This is a genomic window from uncultured Zoogloea sp., assembly GCF_937894855.1.
GTDB lineage: Bacteria > Pseudomonadota > Gammaproteobacteria > Burkholderiales > Rhodocyclaceae > Zoogloea > Zoogloea oryzae.
The window spans coordinates 1-16,694 of record NZ_CALAYQ010000154.1; the positions used below are offsets into that span (position 1 = coordinate 1).

Annotated in this window: 14 protein-coding genes and 1 pseudogene; 6 read left to right on the forward strand and 9 right to left on the reverse strand. The window is 63.9% G+C overall.

Going from position 1 to position 16,694, the window contains the following annotated elements:
* The 4 genes and pseudogenes from Q0672_RS17505 to clpS form a co-directional block, all read right to left on the reverse strand.
* Positions 1-346 (reverse strand): annotated as a pseudogene (locus Q0672_RS17505) (isocitrate lyase); the annotation flags it as partial.
* A 322-nt stretch (positions 347-668) separates the two neighbouring features.
* Positions 669-1,148 carry a ribonuclease E activity regulator RraA gene (gene rraA, locus Q0672_RS17510; protein ID WP_298624310.1) on the reverse strand — a complete coding sequence of 160 codons (480 nt, stop codon included), beginning with the start codon at positions 1,146-1,148 and terminating at the stop codon, positions 669-671.
* Between the two features lie 102 nt (positions 1,149-1,250).
* Complete coding sequence (clpA, locus tag Q0672_RS17515; RefSeq protein ID WP_153161163.1) at positions 1,251-3,533, reverse strand: ATP-dependent Clp protease ATP-binding subunit ClpA; 2,283 nt, start codon at positions 3,531-3,533, stop codon at positions 1,251-1,253.
* A 1-nt stretch (position 3,534) separates the two neighbouring features.
* On the reverse strand, positions 3,535-3,843 hold the full coding sequence (gene clpS, locus Q0672_RS17520; RefSeq protein ID WP_153161164.1) for an ATP-dependent Clp protease adapter ClpS: 309 nt from the start codon (positions 3,841-3,843) through the stop codon (positions 3,535-3,537).
* A gap of 401 nt (positions 3,844-4,244) precedes the next feature.
* Between clpS and Q0672_RS17525 the strand changes: the two genes are divergently transcribed.
* Positions 4,245-4,448: a cold-shock protein gene (locus Q0672_RS17525; protein WP_153161165.1), complete on the forward strand. Its 204-nt coding sequence runs from the start codon at positions 4,245-4,247 to the stop codon at positions 4,446-4,448.
* Positions 4,449-4,675: 227 nt separating this feature from the next.
* Here the strand turns inward: Q0672_RS17525 and rpmG are convergent, their stop codons facing one another.
* The 3 genes from rpmG to radC all read right to left on the reverse strand — a co-directional run bounded on the left by rpmG (position 4,676) and on the right by radC (position 5,902).
* Positions 4,676-4,843, reverse strand: a complete 168-nt coding sequence (gene rpmG, locus Q0672_RS17530; RefSeq protein WP_153161166.1) for a 50S ribosomal protein L33 — start codon at positions 4,841-4,843, stop codon at positions 4,676-4,678.
* A gap of 28 nt (positions 4,844-4,871) precedes the next feature.
* Complete coding sequence (gene rpmB / locus Q0672_RS17535) at positions 4,872-5,108, reverse strand: 50S ribosomal protein L28 (RefSeq protein WP_153161167.1); 237 nt, start codon at positions 5,106-5,108, stop codon at positions 4,872-4,874.
* Positions 5,109-5,224: 116 nt separating this feature from the next.
* Complete coding sequence (gene radC, locus Q0672_RS17540; protein ID WP_153161168.1) at positions 5,225-5,902, reverse strand: DNA repair protein RadC; 678 nt, start codon at positions 5,900-5,902, stop codon at positions 5,225-5,227.
* 47 nt (positions 5,903-5,949) lie between these two features.
* Here radC and coaBC point away from each other — a divergent pair, with 47 nt between their 5' ends.
* Genes coaBC through Q0672_RS17555 form a run of 3 tightly spaced genes read left to right on the forward strand, consistent with a single transcriptional unit; the run spans position 5,950 to position 8,039 of the window.
* Complete coding sequence (gene coaBC / locus Q0672_RS17545; protein ID WP_298624315.1) at positions 5,950-7,140, forward strand: bifunctional phosphopantothenoylcysteine decarboxylase/phosphopantothenate--cysteine ligase CoaBC; 1,191 nt, start codon at positions 5,950-5,952, stop codon at positions 7,138-7,140.
* A 21-nt stretch (positions 7,141-7,161) separates the two neighbouring features.
* Positions 7,162-7,611, forward strand: coding sequence for a dUTP diphosphatase (gene dut / locus Q0672_RS17550; RefSeq protein WP_298624317.1), 450 nt, complete (start codon positions 7,162-7,164; stop codon positions 7,609-7,611).
* Entirely contained in the window at positions 7,611-8,039 is a 429-nt protein-coding gene (locus tag Q0672_RS17555) for an NUDIX domain-containing protein (RefSeq protein ID WP_298624319.1), read from the forward strand. Before dut ends, Q0672_RS17555 begins: the two co-directional genes overlap by 1 nt.
* Before the next feature lie 92 nt (positions 8,040-8,131).
* Here the strand turns inward: Q0672_RS17555 and icd are convergent, their stop codons facing one another.
* Positions 8,132-9,376, reverse strand: coding sequence for an NADP-dependent isocitrate dehydrogenase (gene icd / locus Q0672_RS17560; RefSeq protein WP_298624321.1), 1,245 nt, complete (start codon positions 9,374-9,376; stop codon positions 8,132-8,134).
* A 358-nt stretch (positions 9,377-9,734) separates the two neighbouring features.
* On the opposite strand from icd, the gene aceK reads away from it, so the two are divergent.
* Both aceK and Q0672_RS17570 read left to right on the forward strand, forming a co-directional pair.
* On the forward strand, positions 9,735-11,501 hold the full coding sequence (aceK, locus tag Q0672_RS17565) for a bifunctional isocitrate dehydrogenase kinase/phosphatase (RefSeq protein ID WP_298624323.1): 1,767 nt from the start codon (positions 9,735-9,737) through the stop codon (positions 11,499-11,501).
* A gap of 169 nt (positions 11,502-11,670) precedes the next feature.
* Positions 11,671-14,301 carry a 3-hydroxybutyrate oligomer hydrolase family protein gene (locus tag Q0672_RS17570; RefSeq protein WP_298624325.1) on the forward strand — a complete coding sequence of 877 codons (2,631 nt, stop codon included), beginning with the start codon at positions 11,671-11,673 and terminating at the stop codon, positions 14,299-14,301.
* Positions 14,302-14,425: 124 nt separating this feature from the next.
* Here the strand turns inward: Q0672_RS17570 and Q0672_RS17575 are convergent, their stop codons facing one another.
* Positions 14,426-16,663, reverse strand: a complete 2,238-nt coding sequence (locus tag Q0672_RS17575) for an NADP-dependent isocitrate dehydrogenase (protein WP_298624327.1) — start codon at positions 16,661-16,663, stop codon at positions 14,426-14,428.
* Positions 16,664-16,694: the final 31 nt, after the last annotated feature.

The following is a 16,694-nucleotide window of genomic DNA, read 5'->3' on the forward strand; positions in this document are numbered from 1 at the left end:
AGGCGTACAGCGACTGGTCCGGGTACATGGTTTCGGAGGTGTTGCCGTCGGCGGCAACCTGCCAGCCGGACAGATACACGGCTTCCAGGCCAGCCTTGGCCTGTTGCATGGCTTGACCAGCGGTGATCGCGCCGAAGGCATTCACGTAGCCCTTCTTGGCGCCGCCGTTGACCTTGTCCCACAGAACCTTGGCGCCGCGCTGGGCCAGGGTGTATTCGGGCTGCAGGGAGCCACGCAGACGGACGACGTCAGCAGCGGTGTAGCCGCGCTTGACGCCCTTCCAGCGGGGGTTTTCAGCCCAGTCTTTTTCGAGGGCGGCGATTTGCTGTTCGCGGGTCAGAGACATACGACATCCTTTACAAACATAGGGTGAAGGGAGGGGAAGCCGAGGCGCACGCTTAACCTGCTTTGGGTGGCGGCGTTGCGTAACTCTTGCTCTGCTTGAGCGGGGTCGGTCTGGCTGAAACAGCGTTTCCGGAACCTCGATCAACAGGAGACAGTATAGGCAGGATTTTGCATGGCAGCAACAAGTCTTATATAAGACATAAGAAATAAATTCTTGTTGCTAATCAGTGTCTTGTTGTTTGTTTTTTATATCGTGAAACGGCGTCGGCGCCAGTGAAATGAAAATTCGCTGCGCCGCGTCGTTTTTTATTGTGCGGGCAGGTTTACAGCAGTGCAGTCGCCGAGACGATCACGCCGTCTTCGTCCGCGTAGATGTACTCGCCCGGCGTGAAGGTGACCCCGCCAAAGGTGACCGGGATGTCCACGTCGCCGGCGCCTTTCTTGACGCTCTTCATGGGGTGGGTGCCGAGGGCGAACACGCCGATGCCCATGCCGGCGATCGGGCCGGAATCGCGGATGCAGCCATAGACGACGATGCCGGCCCAGTTGTTCTTGACGCCCAGGAGCGCAAGCTGGTCGCCGACCATCGCGCAGCGCATCGAGCCGCCGCCGTCGACCACCAGCACGGCGCCGTTGCCGGCGGTTTCGAGGGTGCTGCGGACCAGCGAGTTGTCCTCGAAGACCTTGAGGGTGCGGATCGGGCCGGCAAAGCGGGTCTTGCCGCCAAAGCTGCGGAACATCGGCGCGACGGCGCGCACCTTGCCTTCGTTGGCATCACAAAGATCGGTGGTCTGGAAATCCATGGCAACTCCGTGAGAATCAGGATGGGAAGGGAGATCGCGGCCCACAAAAGCACACGGGCGGCATGGGCCGCCCGTGGGTTGTGTGCGACGCGCGCGGCGAGACTATACCGTAGCTTCCGCCATTTCCTCGAACAGCAGGAGCGCCTTGCCGTTGTCGTCGATGTCGATGGTGACGCTGCCGCCGCCGGCCAGCCGGCCGAACAGGAGCTCGTCGGCCAGCGCCGAGCGGATCGTGTCCTGGATCAGCCGCGCCATGGGGCGGGCGCCCATCAGCGGATCGAAACCCTTCTGGCCGAGCCAGGTCTTGAGCTTGTCGGTGAAGTGGGCTTCGACCTTCTTCTCGTGGAGCTGGGCTTCGAGCTGCATCAGGAATTTGTCCACCACCCGGACGATGATCTCGGAGTCGAGGGACTTGAACGAGATCGTGCCATCGAGACGGTTGCGGAACTCCGGCGAGAACAGGCGCTTGATCTCCGCCATCTCATCGCCCATCTCGCGTTTGGCCGAGAAGCCGATCACCGATTTCTGCATGCTCTCGGCGCCCGCGTTGGTGGTCATGATGAGGATGGTGTTGCGGAAGTCGGCCTGGCGACCGTTGTTGTCGGTCAGCGTGCCGTGGTCCATCACCTGCAGCAGGATGTTGTAGATGTCCGGATGGGCCTTCTCGATCTCGTCGAGGAGCAGCACGCAGTGGGGCTTCTTGTTGACCTGTTCGGTCAGCAGGCCGCCCTGGTCGAAACCGACGTAGCCCGGAGGGGCACCGATCAGTCGCGACACCGCGTGACGTTCCATGTATTCGGACATGTCGAAGCGCACGAGCTCAATGCCCAGCGTGTAGGCGAGCTGGCGGGCGACTTCGGTCTTGCCGACACCGGTGGGGCCGCTGAACAGGAAGGCACCGATCGGCTTCTGCGGATTGCCGAGGCCGGAGCGGGACATCTTGATGGCCTTGGCCAGCGCGTCGATGGCGGCGTCCTGGCCGAAGACCACGTTCTTCAGATCGCGGTCGAGGGTCTTGAGGGCGGCGCGGTCGTCGTTGGAGACGTTGCGCGGCGGGATGCGGGCGATCTTGGCGACGATTTCCTCAATCTCGGTCTTGCCGATGAGCTTCTTCTGGCGCGACTTGGGCAGGATGCGCTGGGCGGCGCCGGCTTCGTCGATCACGTCGATCGCCTTGTCGGGCAGGTGACGGTCGTTGATGTAGCGGGCCGACAGCTCGGCGGCGCTCGACAGGGCCGACGACGAATACTTGATGCCGTGGTGCTGCTCGAAGCGCGACTTGAGGCCCTTGAGGATCTCGACGGTTTCATCCACCGACGGCTCCACCACATCGACCTTCTGGAAGCGCCGCGACAGGGCGTGATCCTTCTCGAAGATCTGGCGGAACTCGGTGTAGGTGGTGGCGCCGATGCACTTGAGCTGGCCGGACGACAGGGCCGGCTTGAGCAGGTTGGAGGCGTCGAGCGTGCCACCCGACGCGGCGCCAGCGCCGATCAGAGTGTGGATCTCGTCGATGAAGAGGATCGCGTTGTTGTGCTCGACCAGCTGCTTGAGCACGGCCTTCAGGCGCTGCTCGAAGTCGCCGCGATACTTGGTGCCGGCGAGCAGGGCGCCCATGTCGAGGGCGTAGACCTGCGCATCGGTCAGGATGTCGGGCACGCGGCCTTCGACGATCCGGCGGGCCAGGCCTTCGGCGATGGCGGTCTTGCCCACGCCGGCTTCACCCACCAGCAGCGGGTTGTTCTTGCGGCGACGGCAGAGGGTCTGGATGACGCGCTCGACTTCCTTGTCGCGGCCGATGAGCGGGTCGATCTTGCCCAGCAGGGCCTGCTGGTTGAGGTTCTGGGTGTAGTTGTCGAGGGCGCCGCCGGGCGTCGTGGCTTCCGGCTCCTGCTCGCCCTGCTCGGAATCACCCGAGGCCGGACGCGGCTGCGGGCCGGCACCCGGCTGCGGGCTCTTGGTGATGCCGTGGGAGATGAAGTTCACCACGTCGAGGCGGGAGATGTTCTGCCGCTGCAGGAAGTAGACCGCGTGGGAATCCTTCTCGCCGAAGATGGCGACCAGCACGTTGGCGCCGGTGACTTCCTTCTTGCCGGAGGACTGGACGTGGAGGATCGCCCGCTGGATCACCCGCTGGAAACCGAGCGTCGGCTGAGTGTCGATGTCTTCGGTACCTTCGACCTTGGGCGTGTGCTCGTTGACGAAATTGGTCAATTCTTTGCGCAGTTCGTCAGTCTTGGCCGCGCAGGCGCGCAGCACTTCGGCCGCGGAGGGATTGTCGAGGAGCGCGAGCAGAAGATGCTCGACGGTGATGAACTCATGGCGCTTCTGCCGTGCTTCGACAAAGGCCATGTGCAGACTGACTTCCAGCTCTTGCGCGATCATTTCAGCTTTCCTCCATGACGCATGCCAGCGGATGCTGATGCCGACGTGCGTACGCGATGACCTGCTCGACCTTGGTGGCTGCGATGTCCCGTGGGAAAACACCGCATACCCCAACGCCCTCTCTGTGGACTTTGAGCATGACCCGCGTCGCTTGTTCGCGGTCCATGGCAAAGAATTTCTGAATCACGGTCACCACGAAATCCATCGGGGTGAAATCGTCGTTGAGGAGCATGACCTTGTAGAGGGGCGGCGGTTTGACCCGCGTGACCTCTGACTCAAGTACCGATTCTTCCTGCTTTTTGATGACCATGCGACTCATTCTAAACAACCTCGATGATTGTGCAAGAGAGAATTGGCACACTTTCCCGGTCCGCTTCTCGGTGGTGCATCGGGTCGTTTTTGGTGCGCTGCAAGAAAACAATAAGTGATGAAAAAATAAGACTTTTGTCTTTTTTGTCAGAAAAAACGCCAAAAAATGCGCTGTTTTTTGCTGTGTTGCAGCAAATTTAATGCCCGACAAATGCGTTGACGACGCGAATCAAGTCACGTAAAAGTTGAGGTGTGTTCGCGCCAAGGTTGAGGCGGCGTTCGTGCGGCGTGCTTTCAAAGGGATGTCTTTGAAGGCCTGGCGCAGGAGACCTCCCCGTCCTGACCGATCGCAAGCCGGAAGTCCGGATCGTGTATTACTGAAATCAAGAAGGAACTTGCAATATGGCAACTGGTACTGTTAAGTGGTTCAACGACGCCAAGGGCTTCGGCTTCATCACGCCGGACGACGGTAGCGAAGACCTGTTTGCGCACTTCTCCGCCATCACCATGGCTGGGTTCAAGTCGCTCAAGGAGGGGGAGAAGGTTCAGTTTGAGGTCACGCAAGGTCCGAAGGGCAAGCAAGCGTCGAACATTCAACGCGCCTGATCTTCGCGACTTTCGGGGCCTGGCCCTGGAGTTGTGATCCACGACCGCCGGCACATGCAAATGTGCCGGCGGTTCTGTTTTGTGGTGCCGGATTAGCTGGGGCGCCGGCGCGAGACGCGTTGCCTGTGGTGTGGTGAGTCTGCGCTTTCGACAGGCAACAAAAAACCCGCTCGAAGCGGGTTGTTTGTTTTGCAGTGCAACAAGCGGTAATCGCGTGCCGGAAGCAATTACTTGAGTTTCACTTCCTTGTACGGCACGTGCTTGCGGGCAACGGGGTCGTACTTGCTGAATTCCAGCTTGTTGGGGGTGGTGCGCTTGTTCTTGGACGTGGTGTAGAAATGCCCGGTCCCAGCGGTGGACTCGAGCTTGATCTTTTCGCGGCCGCCTTTTGCCATTTCGATCTATCTCCTGGTGTTAAAAGGATCAGACCTTTTCGCCGCGAGCGCGAAGCTCAGCGACGACTTCGTCGATGCCTTTTTTGTCAATGGTGCGCAGGGCAGCGTTGGATACGCGCAGGCGCACCCAGCGGTTCTCGGCTTCGCTCCAGAACTTGCGGTTTTGCAGGTTCGGCAGGAAGCGGCGCTTGGTTTTGTTATTCGCGTGGGAAACGTTGTTGCCCACCATCGGTGCTTTTCCGGTCACTTGGCAAACGCGAGCCATTTGTTGCTCCAAACTGGTTTGATTCGGTAAGACCGTCGATTATAGAGGACGAACTTCGCTTGAATCAAGAGCTTGCCGCGTTTTTCGTGCGGAAAGCCCGTTCAGGCCCTTGAAACCTAGAGCAGGCCGCGCTCTGCGAAGGATACCGGACTGGCATTGCCGGCGACGATGAAGTGGTCCAAGACCCGCACGTCCACAAGCGCGAGCGCCTGTTTGAGGGTGTCGGTGAGGAGCCGATCGGCCTGGCTGGGCTCGCCGACACCCGATGGATGGTTGTGGGCCAGGATGACCGCCGCAGCGTTGTGGGCGAGCACCAGTTTGACCACTTCCCGGGGATGGACGGAGGTCTGGGCTAGGGTGCCCTGGAAGAGCTCCTCGCTGCCGATGACCCGGTTCTGGCTGTCGAGCAGGATCACCAGGAAGACTTCGCGGGGCAACCGGCCGAGCTTGAGACGCAGCCAGTCGCGCACCGCGGCGGGGGAGTCGAACACATCGCGTTGGGCCATCTCCTCGCCCAGGGCGCGGCGGGCGAGCTCGAGCACGGCCTGCAGCTGGGCATACTTGGCGAGACCCATGCCGGGGATCGCCGAGAAGGCGCCGGGCGATGCGCTGCACAGGGCGGTCAGGCTGCCGAACTCGGTGAGCAGGTCACGGGCGAGATCCACGGCGCTCTTGCCCTTGATGCCCACGCGCAGGAACAGCGCCAGGAGTTCGGCGTCGGAGAGCGCGGCGGCGCCTCGGGATAGCAGGCGTTCTCGCGGACGTTCGTCGGCAGGCCAGTCGGTGATTGCCATGGCGTGTACAATTCCAGCTTCCGAAAGATGCGGATTATAACATTGGCATGAGCGAGCTGAAGGGCAGGAAACTGGTGCTGGGCGTGACCGGCGGGGTGGCGGCCTACAAGGCGGCCGAACTGGTGCGTTTGCTGGGCAAGGCCGGCGCGGATGTGCATGTGGTGCTCACCGAAGGCGGCGCGCGCTTCGTCACGGCGGTCACCTTTCAGGCGCTGTCGGGCAACCCGGTGTGGACGGATCTGTGGGATCCGCGGATGGGCAACAACATGGCCCACATCGACCTCACCCGTGACGCCGACGCGATCCTCATTGCGCCGGCTACGGCCGACGTGATGGCCAAGCTGGTGCATGGCCTCGCCGACGACCTGCTCACCACCTTGTGCCTTGCCCGCGACTGCCCGCTGCTGGTGGCGCCGGCGATGAACCGCCAGATGTGGGAGCACCCGGCGACCCAGCGCAACGCGCGCCAGCTGGCTGACGACGGCGTGACGCTGTTCGGGCCCGCGGCCGGCGAGCAGGCCTGCGGCGAAGTGGGCCTGGGCCGGATGCTGGAGCCGGAGGAACTCTGCGAGGCCGTGATCGGCTTCTTCCAGCCCAAGCTGCTGGCGGGACGGCGCATCGTGATGACCGCCGGGCCGACCTTCGAGCCCATCGATCCGGTACGCGGCATCACCAACTCCAGTTCCGGCAAGATGGCCTACGGCCTCGCCCGGGCCTGCGCCCAGGCCGGCGCCGACGTGACGATCGTGAGCGGACCGGTGGCGCTGCCGGTGCCGGCGGGGTGTTCGCGGGTGAGCGTGAAGAGTGCGCTGGAAATGCGCGAGGCGGTGTTCGCCGCGCTGCCCGGCGCCGACGTGTTCATCGGCGTGGCGGCGGTGGCGGATTACCGGCCGGCCACCTCGGCCGAGCACAAGATCAAGAAATCCGGCGCCGAGATGGCGATCACCCTCACGCCGAACCCGGACATCCTGGCCGATGTGGCCGGGCTGCCGAATCCGCCGTTCTGCGTGGGTTTTGCCGCCGAGAGCCAGAACCTCGACCAGTACGCCGAAGGCAAGCGCAAGGCCAAGAAGCTGCCGCTGATCGTCGGCAACCTGGTGCAGGACGGCCTGGGCGGCGACGACAATCAGGTGGTGCTCTTCGACGACGCCGGCCGCCACCCGCTGCCGCGGGCGCCCAAACCTGAAGTTGCCCGCGCCGTCGTGGCCCATCTGGCGGGCCTGCTGCCCAAGTCCTGAATCCAACCGAACGAGACGACCATGCACCGCATCGACATCCGCATCCTCGACGACCGCCTCAAGCAGCAGCCGCCGGCCTACGCCACTTCTGGCGCAGCCGGGCTGGACCTGCGCGCCTGCCTGGAGGCGCCGATCAATCTGGCGCCGGGCCACACCACGCTGGTGCCCACCGGCATCGCCATCCACCTGGCCGATCCGGGCCTGGCGGCGATGATCCTGCCGCGCTCGGGCCTGGGCCACAAGCACGGCATCGTGCTGGGCAACCTGGTTGGCCTGATCGATTCGGATTATCAGGGCCAGATCTTCGTGTCGGTCTGGAACCGTGGCCACGACCACTTCACCATCCAGCCGATGGAGCGCGTCGCCCAGCTGGTGGTGGTGCCGGTGCTGCAGGTGGCCTTCAACGTGGTCGAATCCTTCGACGAGAGCGAGCGCGGCGAAGGCGGTTTCGGCAGCACGGGCAAGCACTGATGCGTCACCCCGGCATCCCCACCGGCGTGCATGTCCTGCTGGAGCGGGGCGGTCTGGTGCTGCTGATGCGCCGCGCCGGAACGGGTTTCTTCGATGGCCTCTACAGCCTGCCCGGAGGGCATGTGGAGGAGGGCGAATCCCTGCGTGCAACCGCCGTGCGCGAGATGCGCGAGGAGCTGGGCGTCGAGCTCGCCGAGTCGGCGCTGTCGGTGGTGGGCGTCGTGCATCGGCGCTCGGACACCAACCGGATCGACTTCTTCTTGCGGGCGTCCGTCTGGCAGGGCGAGCCGGTGATCGCCGAGCCCCATCGCTGCGACGACCTGCGCTGGTGCGCGCCGGATGCGCTGCCGGAAGCAACCGTGCCTTACATCCGCGATGCGCTGGCAGCCGGGGCTGGCCCCTGGGTGCAGGAGTCGGGCTGGGGCTGAAACGCACCTTCCCGGATCGCTACACGCAAAAAGCCCCCTCGATGCGGAGGGGGCTTTTGCTTTGTGCCGGCGCTGCCGCCGGCGGACAGGATTTACATGCGTTCGATCATCGCGTCGCCGAACTCGGAGCACGACACTTCGGTGGCGCCTTCCATCAGGCGAGCGAAGTCGTAGGTGACGATCTTGTCGCCGATGGCGGCTTCCATTGCCTTGATGACCAGGTCGGCGGCTTCGGTCCAGCCCAGGTGGCGCAGCATCATCTCGGCGGAGAGGATGATCGACCCCGGGTTGACCTTGTCGAGGCCGGCGTACTTGGGCGCGGTGCCGTGGGTGGCTTCGAAGCAGGCGTACTGGTCGGAGATGTTGGCCCCCGGCGCGATGCCGATGCCGCCCACCTGCGCGGCCAGCGCGTCGGAGATGTAGTCGCCGTTGAGGTTGCAGGTGGCGATCACGTCGTATTCGGCCGGGCGCAGCAGGATCTGCTGCAGGAAGGCGTCGGCGATGGCGTCCTTGACGATGATCTCTCGGCCGGTCTTGGGGTTCGTGAACTTGCACCACGGGCCGCCGTCGATCGGCTCGGCGCCGAATTCCTGCTGGGCCACCTTGTAGCCGGTGTCACGGAACAGGCCTTCGGTGAACTTCATGATGTTGCCCTTGTGCACGATGGTCACCGACTTGCGGTCGTTGTCGATCGCGTACTTGATGGCCGCGCGCACCAGGCGGGTGGTGCCCTCGATGGACACCGGCTTGATGCCGATGCCGGAGGTTTCCGGGAAGCGGATCTTCTTGACGCCCATCTCCTCGGTGAGGAACTTGATGACCTTCTTCACCGCCTCGGATTCGGCCGCCCATTCGACGCCGGCGTAGATGTCCTCGGTGTTCTCACGGAAGATCACCATGTTCACCAGGTCTGGCCGCTTGAGCGGCGAGGGCACGCCCTTGAAGTACTGCACCGGGCGCACGCACTGGTAAAGATCGAGCTCCTGGCGCAGGGCCACGTTGAGCGAGCGGATGCCGCCGCCGACCGGCGTGGTCATCGGGCCCTTGATGGATACCGAGTATTCCTTGAGGGCGTCGAAGGTTTCCTTCGGGAACCATTCGTCGGGGCCGTACAGCTGGGTGGATTTCTCGCCGGCGTAGACCTCCATCCAGTGAATCTTCTTCTTGCCGCCGTAAGCCTTTTCAACCGCAGCGTCGATGACCTTGATCATCACCGGGGTGATGTCGATGCCGATGCCGTCACCCTCGATGTACGGGATGATGGGATTGTCGGGGGTAGCCTGGCCGGAGACGATTTTTTGACCGCCTGCCGGCACCTTGATCAGAGAAGAACTCATTCCAATTCCCTCGCAATGTTTCGGATGTGTGGGCGAATCGGCCGGGGCGTGGAGCGTGCCACGCGCGACTTCTGTTCTGGGTGCAAACGTCGCTGCCGGGGAGGCCCTGCGACAGCCGATTCACTATCTGCCTCCGTCTGGACCAAACCCCGTTGCCGGGTCCGGTGGAGGCAAACCGAGCCGATTATGGCCGAAATATCTGACCACCAAAAGCACCCAATAATTCCCGGAAATCCTTGTGCAGTGCGGCATTCCGGCAGACGGGCGCGGGCAGAACGGCGGTGCTAGACTCGCTGGTTACATGCGGCGGGTCATCGCCGGAAACGAGCGCATCGCGCATTGTTCGAGGGGAACGAAGATGGATAGCAGCGCCACCGAGAACCCGGTTGCCCAGGCCATCGCGCACGCCATGGTCGAGGGCTTCAACAAGCACTACCGGATCTTTCGCGAGACATCCCGCCGCGCCAAGGAGAGCTACGAGGCGGCCGACTGGCAGGGGCAGCTTTCGGCGGTGCGCGACCGGGTGCAGTTCTACGACGACCGGGTGAATGAGACGGTGCAGCGCCTGCACGAGGAGTTCAACGCCGAATCCATCGACGACGCCACCTGGCAGGCGGCGAAGCTGCAGTTCATCGGCCTGCTCATCAACCACAAGCAGCCGGAGCTCGCCGAGACCTTCTTCAACTCGGTGACCACCAAGATCCTGCACCGGGATTACTTCAACAACGCCTACATCTTCACCCGCCCGGCGATCTCGACGGACTACATCGAGTCCTTTCCGCCCACCTATTCGAGCTACTACCCCCAGGATGAAGGCCTCCGGGTGACGATCCGCCGGGTCATCGAGGACTTCGACTGGCAGCGCGCCTTCGAGGATCTCGACCGGGACGTGGACTACGTGATGCGCACCGTCGAGCGCCACCTGGGCGAGTGGCCGAAGATGGAGGTGAACTGCCAGATCCAGGTGCTGTACTCGGCCTTCTACCGCAACAAGACGGCCTACATCATCGGCAAGGCCATCAACGGCTACCAGGAATATCCCTTCGTGATCGCCGTGCGCCACGGCGCGTCGGGGATGCTCTACCTCGACACCATCCTCCTCGACACCTGGCGGATCTCGCTGCTGTTCTCGCTCTCCCGCGCGTACTTCCTCGTCGACATGGAGGTGCCCTCGGGCTACGTGCAGTTCCTGCGCAGCATCATGCCCCACAAGCCGCGCTCCGAGCTTTACACCATGCTGGGCCTGGGCAAGCAGGGCAAGACGATCTTCTTCCGGGATCTCATTGCCCATCTGCGCCATTCCAACGACCAGTTCATCGAGGCGCCGGGCATCCGCGGTCTGGTGATGCTGGTGTTCACGCTGCCGTCGTATCCCTACGTGTTCAAGATCATCAAGGACACCTTCGGCAGCTCGAAGAACATGGACCGGGCCACCGTGAAACGCAAGTATCTGCTGGTGCGCCAGGTGGACCGGGTCGGGCGGATGGCTGACACGCTGGAGTTCTCCAACGTGGCGCTACCCCGCAGCCGCTTCCACCCCGATCTCATCGCCCAGCTGCGCGAGCTGGCGCCCTCGGTGATCGAGGAGGTCGGCGATACGCTGGTGGTCAAGCACCTCTACATCGAGCGGCGCATGACGCCCCTCAACATCTACCTCGACAAGGCCAGCGAGGAACAGGTGGAAGAGGCCGTCAAGGAATACGGCCAGGCCATCGGCGAGCTCGCCATCGCCAACATCTTCCCGGGCGACATGCTTTGGAAGAACTTCGGTGTCACCCGCTACGGCCGCGTCGTGTTCTATGACTACGACGAGATCGAATACATGACCGACTGCAACTTCCGCAAGATTCCGCCGGCGCCCAACGAGGACATGGAGATGTCCGGCGAGCCCTGGTATTCGGCGGGGCCGATGGACATCTTCCCGGAAGAGTTCGCCACCTTCCTGCTCGGCCAGGCGCGCATCCGCAAGGCTTTTCTCAAGCATCACCGCAACCTGCTCGACCCGCGCTTCTGGCAGGACGCCCAGCAGAAGATCCGCAATGGCTACGTGGAGGATTTCTACCCCTATCCCCAGGAGCTGCGCTTCTCGCACCTTTACGCCGACGACAGCGCGCCTGCGGGATGATCTGAGCCGAGCAGTTCAGTCGGCCCCAATGCTTCCGCCGGTCATGCCGGCGGTTTTTTTTGGGCTGATTCAGGTAAACCCCAGTGTCATCCTCCTCCCGATGGTCCCAACATGAAAGGCGGACGTCGCCCAAGCGACGCCAACCCGAAACCATAATCGGAGGAGACCCATGGAACACCGGATTCGCATGCGGGCAATTGCCCTGGCTGTCAGCAGCACCCTGATCCTCGCCGCCTGCGGCGGTGGTGGCAGCAGCAACCACAGCGTGAGCGGCATCGCCGCCGAAGGCCTGGCCATCGCCAACGCCGTCGTCACCATCAAGGACGCCACCGGCGCGACGCGCAGCGTCACCACCGACGCCAGCGGCAACTACGTCTTCGACACGTCCGGCCTCAGCTATCCGCTGATGCTCCAGGTCACCGGCACCAAGGGCGTCTGGCATGCGCTCGTCACCGAGGACGACCGTGGCAAGTCGGCCAACATCAACAACGCCACCAACAGCGTCGCCCTGCTGGCGCTTGGCGCCACGACCACGGCCGACCTGCAGGCCGCCTTCGCCGCCGGTAGCTTCAAGTCGGTGAGCAACACCGCCGTCGCCAATGCGGACTCCCGCCTCCTCGACGCCCTCGAAGCCGAACTCGGCAAGCGCCCCGAAAGCCTGCGCAGCGCGCGCTTCACGCCGGGCACCGCCGAGGCCGAAGGCGACGAGATGGACCGCCTGCTCACCCTGGTCGATGCCCGCCCGAGCGGCGGCGGTTTCGGCACCTACAACGTGATGCCCGAGCACGTCTGGGCCGACACCTACACCACCAAGACCTACGACGGCGTCTCCGACGACCTGCTCACCGCCGGCTACGGCAAGAGCGGCCTCTCCGCCGCCACCACCGCGATCTTCGGCAGCGCCGCCGAACTGCGCCGCTATGCCATCCACACCAACTACCGGGCGCTGTTGGACGCCAACAAGGCGGCCGGTGGTTTCGGCACGCTCTATGGCCCCAACATCGACGTGAATGGCAACGACACCCTGGGCGAAGGCAAGATCCCCGGGCTCGAGGCCATCGCCTACTCGGGCGATTCCAGCGGCAAGCGCAAGGTCACGCTGATGGTCCAGGTGCCCGACAGCTTCGACCGGACCAAACCCTGCATCGTCACCGCCACCTCGTCCGGCTCCCGCGGCATCTACGGCGCCATCGGCACCTCGGGCGAATGGGGCCTCAAGCACGGCTGCGCGGTGGCCTACACCGACAAGGGCAGCGGCAACGGCATGCACGACCTGGCCCGCGACACGGTGAACATGATCGACGGCACGGTGTCGACGGCGTCGGCTGCCGGCAAGAAGGCCCACTTTGCTGCCGACATCACCAAGAGCCAGCTCGACGCCTTCAACGCCGCTTACCCCAACCGCATCGCCTACAAGCACGCCCACTCCCAGCAGAACCCCGAGAAGGACTGGGGCCGCAACACGCTGGATGCGGTCGCCTTCGCTTTCTACGTGCTCAACGAGAAGTACTCGACCGCCGATGCCAGCGGCAAGAAGCCGCGCGTCATCCGCCCCGTCAACACCGTGGTGATCGCCTCGTCGGCCTCAAACGGCGCCGGCGCCGCGCTGATGGCCGCCGAGCAGGACCGCCTCGGCCTGATCGACGGCGTGGCGGTGAGTGAGCCGCAGATCCAGCCGAAGGACGTCTCGGGCATCACGATCAAGCAGGGCTCGGCCACCGTGCCCACCATCGGCAAGCCGCTCCTGGATTACTTCACCTACGCCAACCTCTACCAGCCCTGCGCCGCGCTGTCGTCGGCCGCCGCCGGAGGGCCAGCCGGCGCCGCGCTGGCCTTCTATGCCACCGACCGCTGCACCTCGCTGAAGGAAAAGGGCCTGCTCACCGCTGCCACCCTCGCCGGTCAGGCCGACGAGGCGCTGCAGAAGCTCCACGCCTACGGCTGGGCCGCCGAGCACGACGTGCTCCACGCCACCCACCACGCCTTTGCCACCCCGTCCATCGTCGTCACCTACCTCAACACCCTCGGGCGTTTCAGCGTGCTCGACAACGTGTGCGGCTTCAGCTTCGCCACCACGAGCGGTACGGGCGCGGTGACGGCCACTGCAGCGGTCATCCAGTCGATGATCTTCTCGGTGGGCAACGGCGTACCGCCCACCAGCGGCATCAACCTCGTCTACAACGACGCAGTGGGCGGCCCGACCCGGGACATCAACGCCAAGTCGCCCTCCACCAACCGGGCCGACGGTGCGCTCGACGGCGCCCTGTGCGCCCGGGCGATGGTTACCGGTCTCGATCCGGTGACGGGTGCCAAGCTCACCGGCACCCAGCTGGCTCTGTCCGAGAAGGTCCAGAAGGGCATCCGCGAAGTGCAGGTCGAGGCGAAGCTCGGCGCCAAGCCGACGATCATCGTGGCCGGTCGCTCCGACACGCTGATTCCGGTCAATCATGCTGCCCGGGCCTACTACGGCGCCAGCCAGAAGGCCGGCAGCAGCCTGCTGCGCTACTACGAGGTGACCAACGCCCAGCACTTCGACACCTTCATCGATCTGCTGCCGGGCTACGACAGCCGGATCGTGCCGCTGCACGTGTACTTCAATCAGGCCCTCGACCTGATGTACGCCCACCTGAAGACCGGCGCGCCGCTGCCGGCATCCCAGGTGGTGCACACCACGCCGCGGGGCGGCACGGCCGGCAGCGCGCCGGCGATCAGCGCCAGCAATGTGCCGCCGATCGCCACCAGCCCGGCTGCCGCCGACGTGATCGGTTACGCGGCAGGTACCGTGAGCGTGCCCGACTGATCGGCCGCATGCCCAAAGCCCGGCGAATGCCGGGCTTTGGGTCGATGCAACAAAAAACGGGGGTGGGCCGTTGCCGGCACACCCCCGTTTTTACTGGCCCCCGTGCAGGCGGGCCAGGCTTTCCTTACACCCGGGCAGCCTTCAGGGCGGCGTTCAGGGTCGGGCTCGGACGCATCACGGCCTTGCACTTGTCGGAATCGGCCTTGTAGTAGCCACCGATATCCACGGCCTTGCCCTGGACGGTCTTCAGCTCGGCAACGATCTGCTGTTCGCTGTCGGTGAGGGCCTTGGCCAGCTTGGCGAAGTGAGCGGCCAGCTCGGCGTCCTCGGTCTGGTTCGCCAGTTCCTGGGCCCAGAACATGGCCAGGTAGAACTGGGAGCCGCGGTTGTCGAGCTCACCGGTCTTCGGAGACGGCGACTTGCGGTTGTCGAGCAGCTTGCCGGTAGCGGCGTCGAGGGTCTTGGCGAGCAGCACGGCGCGCTTGTTGCCTTCCTTGAGGCCCAGGTCTTCCAGCGACACGGCCAGAGCCAGGAACTCGCCCAGGGAATCCCAGCGCAGGTGGTTTTCTTCGGTGAGCTGCTGGACGTGCTTCGGCGCGGAGCCGCCGGCACCGGTTTCGTACATGCCGCCGCCAGCCATCAGCGGGACGATGGACAGCATCTTGGCGGAGGTGCCCAGTTCCATGATCGGGAACAGGTCGGTGAGGTAGTCGCGCAGGATGTTGCCGGTGACGGAGATGGTGTCGAGGCCGCGGATCACGCGCTCCAGGGTGAAGCGCATGGCGCGGACCTGGGACATGATGTAGATCTCGAGGCCGCTGGTGTCGTGATCCTTCAGGTAGGTCTGGACCTTCTTGATCAGCTCGGCTTCGTGCGGGCGGTAGGAATCCAGCCAGAACACGGCCGGGGTGTTGGAGTTGCGGGCACGGGTGACGGCCAGCTTGACCCAGTCGCGGATCGGGGCGTCCTTCACCTGGCACATGCGCCAGATGTCGCCGGCTTCGACGTTCTGGGTGAGCAGCACTTCACCGGTGTCGATGTCGACGATGTTGGCGATGCCGTCTTCGGCGATCTCGAAGGTCTTGTCGTGGGAACCGTATTCTTCGGCCTTCTGGGCCATCAGGCCGACGTTCGGCACGGTGCCCATGGTCTTCGGGTCGAAGTTGCCGTTGGTCTTGCAGAAGTTGATCATCTCCTGGTAGATCCGGGCGAAGGTCGATTCCGGCATCACGGCCTTGCAGTCAGCCGGCTTGCCATCGGCACCCCACATCTTGCCGCCCTGGCGGATCATCGCCGGCATGGAGGCATCGACGATCACGTCGTTGGGGGAGTGGAAGTTGGTGATGCCCTTGGCGGAGTCGACCATCGCCAGCTTCGGACGGTGTTCCTGGCAGGCGTGCAGGTCGCGGATGATCTCGTCGCGCTTGGATTCCGGCAGGGTCTTGATCTTTTCGTACAGGTCAACCATGCCGTTGTTGACGTTGATGCCCAGCTCGTTGAACAGCGCTTCGTGCTTCTCGAAGGCTTCCTTGTAGAAGATGCGCACGCAGTGGCCGAACACGATCGGGTGCGAGATCTTCATCATCGTCGCCTTCACGTGCAGCGAGAACAGGATGCCGGACTCACGGCAGTCTTCCAGCTGGTCCTCGTAGAACTTGCACAGGGCCTTCTTGCTCATGAACATCGAGTCGATGATCTCGCCTTCGAGCAGCGCGACCTTCGGCTTGAGCACTGTGATCTTGCCGCCCTTGGCGATGAGCTCCATGCGCACGTTGCGGGCCTTGTCCAGGGTCATGGACTTTTCGCCGTGGTAGAAGTCGCCGTTGTGCATGTGCGACACGTGGGTGCGCGACCAGGGCTTCCACTCGCCCATGGAGTGGGGGTTCTTGCGGGCGTAGTTCTTGACGGCGAGGGGCGCGCGGCGGTCGGAGTTGCCTTCACGCAGCACCGGGTTCACGGCCGAGCCCAGGCACTTGCCGTAGCGGGCGGCGATGGCCTTCTCTTCTTCGGTGGCCGGGGCTTCGGGGTAGTCGGGGATCGGGTAGCCCTTGGCCTGAAGCTCCTTCACACAGGCCTTGAGCTGGGCGACGGAGGCGCTGATGTTCGGCAGCTTGATGATGTTGGCGTCCGGCTCGAGGGTCTTCTTGCCCAGTGCGCCGAGGGTGTCGGGAACCTTCTGCTCGTCGCTCAGGCATTCGGAGAACTCGGCGAGCACGCGGGCAGAGACGGAGATGTCAGCCTTCTCGATCTCGATGCCCGCCGGGCCGGTGAAGGTCCGGATGATGGGAAGAAATGCGCACGTTGCGAGCAGCGGGGCTTCGTCCGTGAGCGTGTAGATGATCTTCGATTTCCCAGTAGCCATTTGTCTTCCCTCAGTATTGGATTATTTTGAC

Bases quoted from the DNA above. Each gene is read 5' to 3' on its own strand.
- Q0672_RS17575 (WP_298624327.1), bottom strand. From the start codon at position 16,663: ATGGCTACTGGGAAATCGAAGATCATCTACACGCTCACGGACGAAGCC.
- Q0672_RS17555 (WP_298624319.1), top strand. From the start codon at position 7,611: ATGCGTCACCCCGGCATCCCCACCGGCGTGCATGTCCTGCTGGAGCGG.
- icd (WP_298624321.1), bottom strand. From the start codon at position 9,376: ATGAGTTCTTCTCTGATCAAGGTGCCGGCAGGCGGTCAAAAAATCGTC.
- clpA (WP_153161163.1), bottom strand. From the start codon at position 3,533: ATGATCGCGCAAGAGCTGGAAGTCAGTCTGCACATGGCCTTTGTCGAA.
- aceK (WP_298624323.1), top strand. From the start codon at position 9,735: ATGGATAGCAGCGCCACCGAGAACCCGGTTGCCCAGGCCATCGCGCAC.
- dut (WP_298624317.1), top strand. From the start codon at position 7,162: ATGCACCGCATCGACATCCGCATCCTCGACGACCGCCTCAAGCAGCAG.
- rraA (WP_298624310.1), bottom strand. From the start codon at position 1,148: ATGGATTTCCAGACCACCGATCTTTGTGATGCCAACGAAGGCAAGGTG.
- Q0672_RS17525 (WP_153161165.1), top strand. From the start codon at position 4,245: ATGGCAACTGGTACTGTTAAGTGGTTCAACGACGCCAAGGGCTTCGGC.
- radC (WP_153161168.1), bottom strand. From the start codon at position 5,902: ATGGCAATCACCGACTGGCCTGCCGACGAACGTCCGCGAGAACGCCTG.
- coaBC (WP_298624315.1), top strand. From the start codon at position 5,950: ATGAGCGAGCTGAAGGGCAGGAAACTGGTGCTGGGCGTGACCGGCGGG.
- clpS (WP_153161164.1), bottom strand. From the start codon at position 3,843: ATGGTCATCAAAAAGCAGGAAGAATCGGTACTTGAGTCAGAGGTCACG.
- rpmB (WP_153161167.1), bottom strand. From the start codon at position 5,108: ATGGCTCGCGTTTGCCAAGTGACCGGAAAAGCACCGATGGTGGGCAAC.
- rpmG (WP_153161166.1), bottom strand. From the start codon at position 4,843: ATGGCAAAAGGCGGCCGCGAAAAGATCAAGCTCGAGTCCACCGCTGGG.
- Q0672_RS17570 (WP_298624325.1), top strand. From the start codon at position 11,671: ATGGAACACCGGATTCGCATGCGGGCAATTGCCCTGGCTGTCAGCAGC.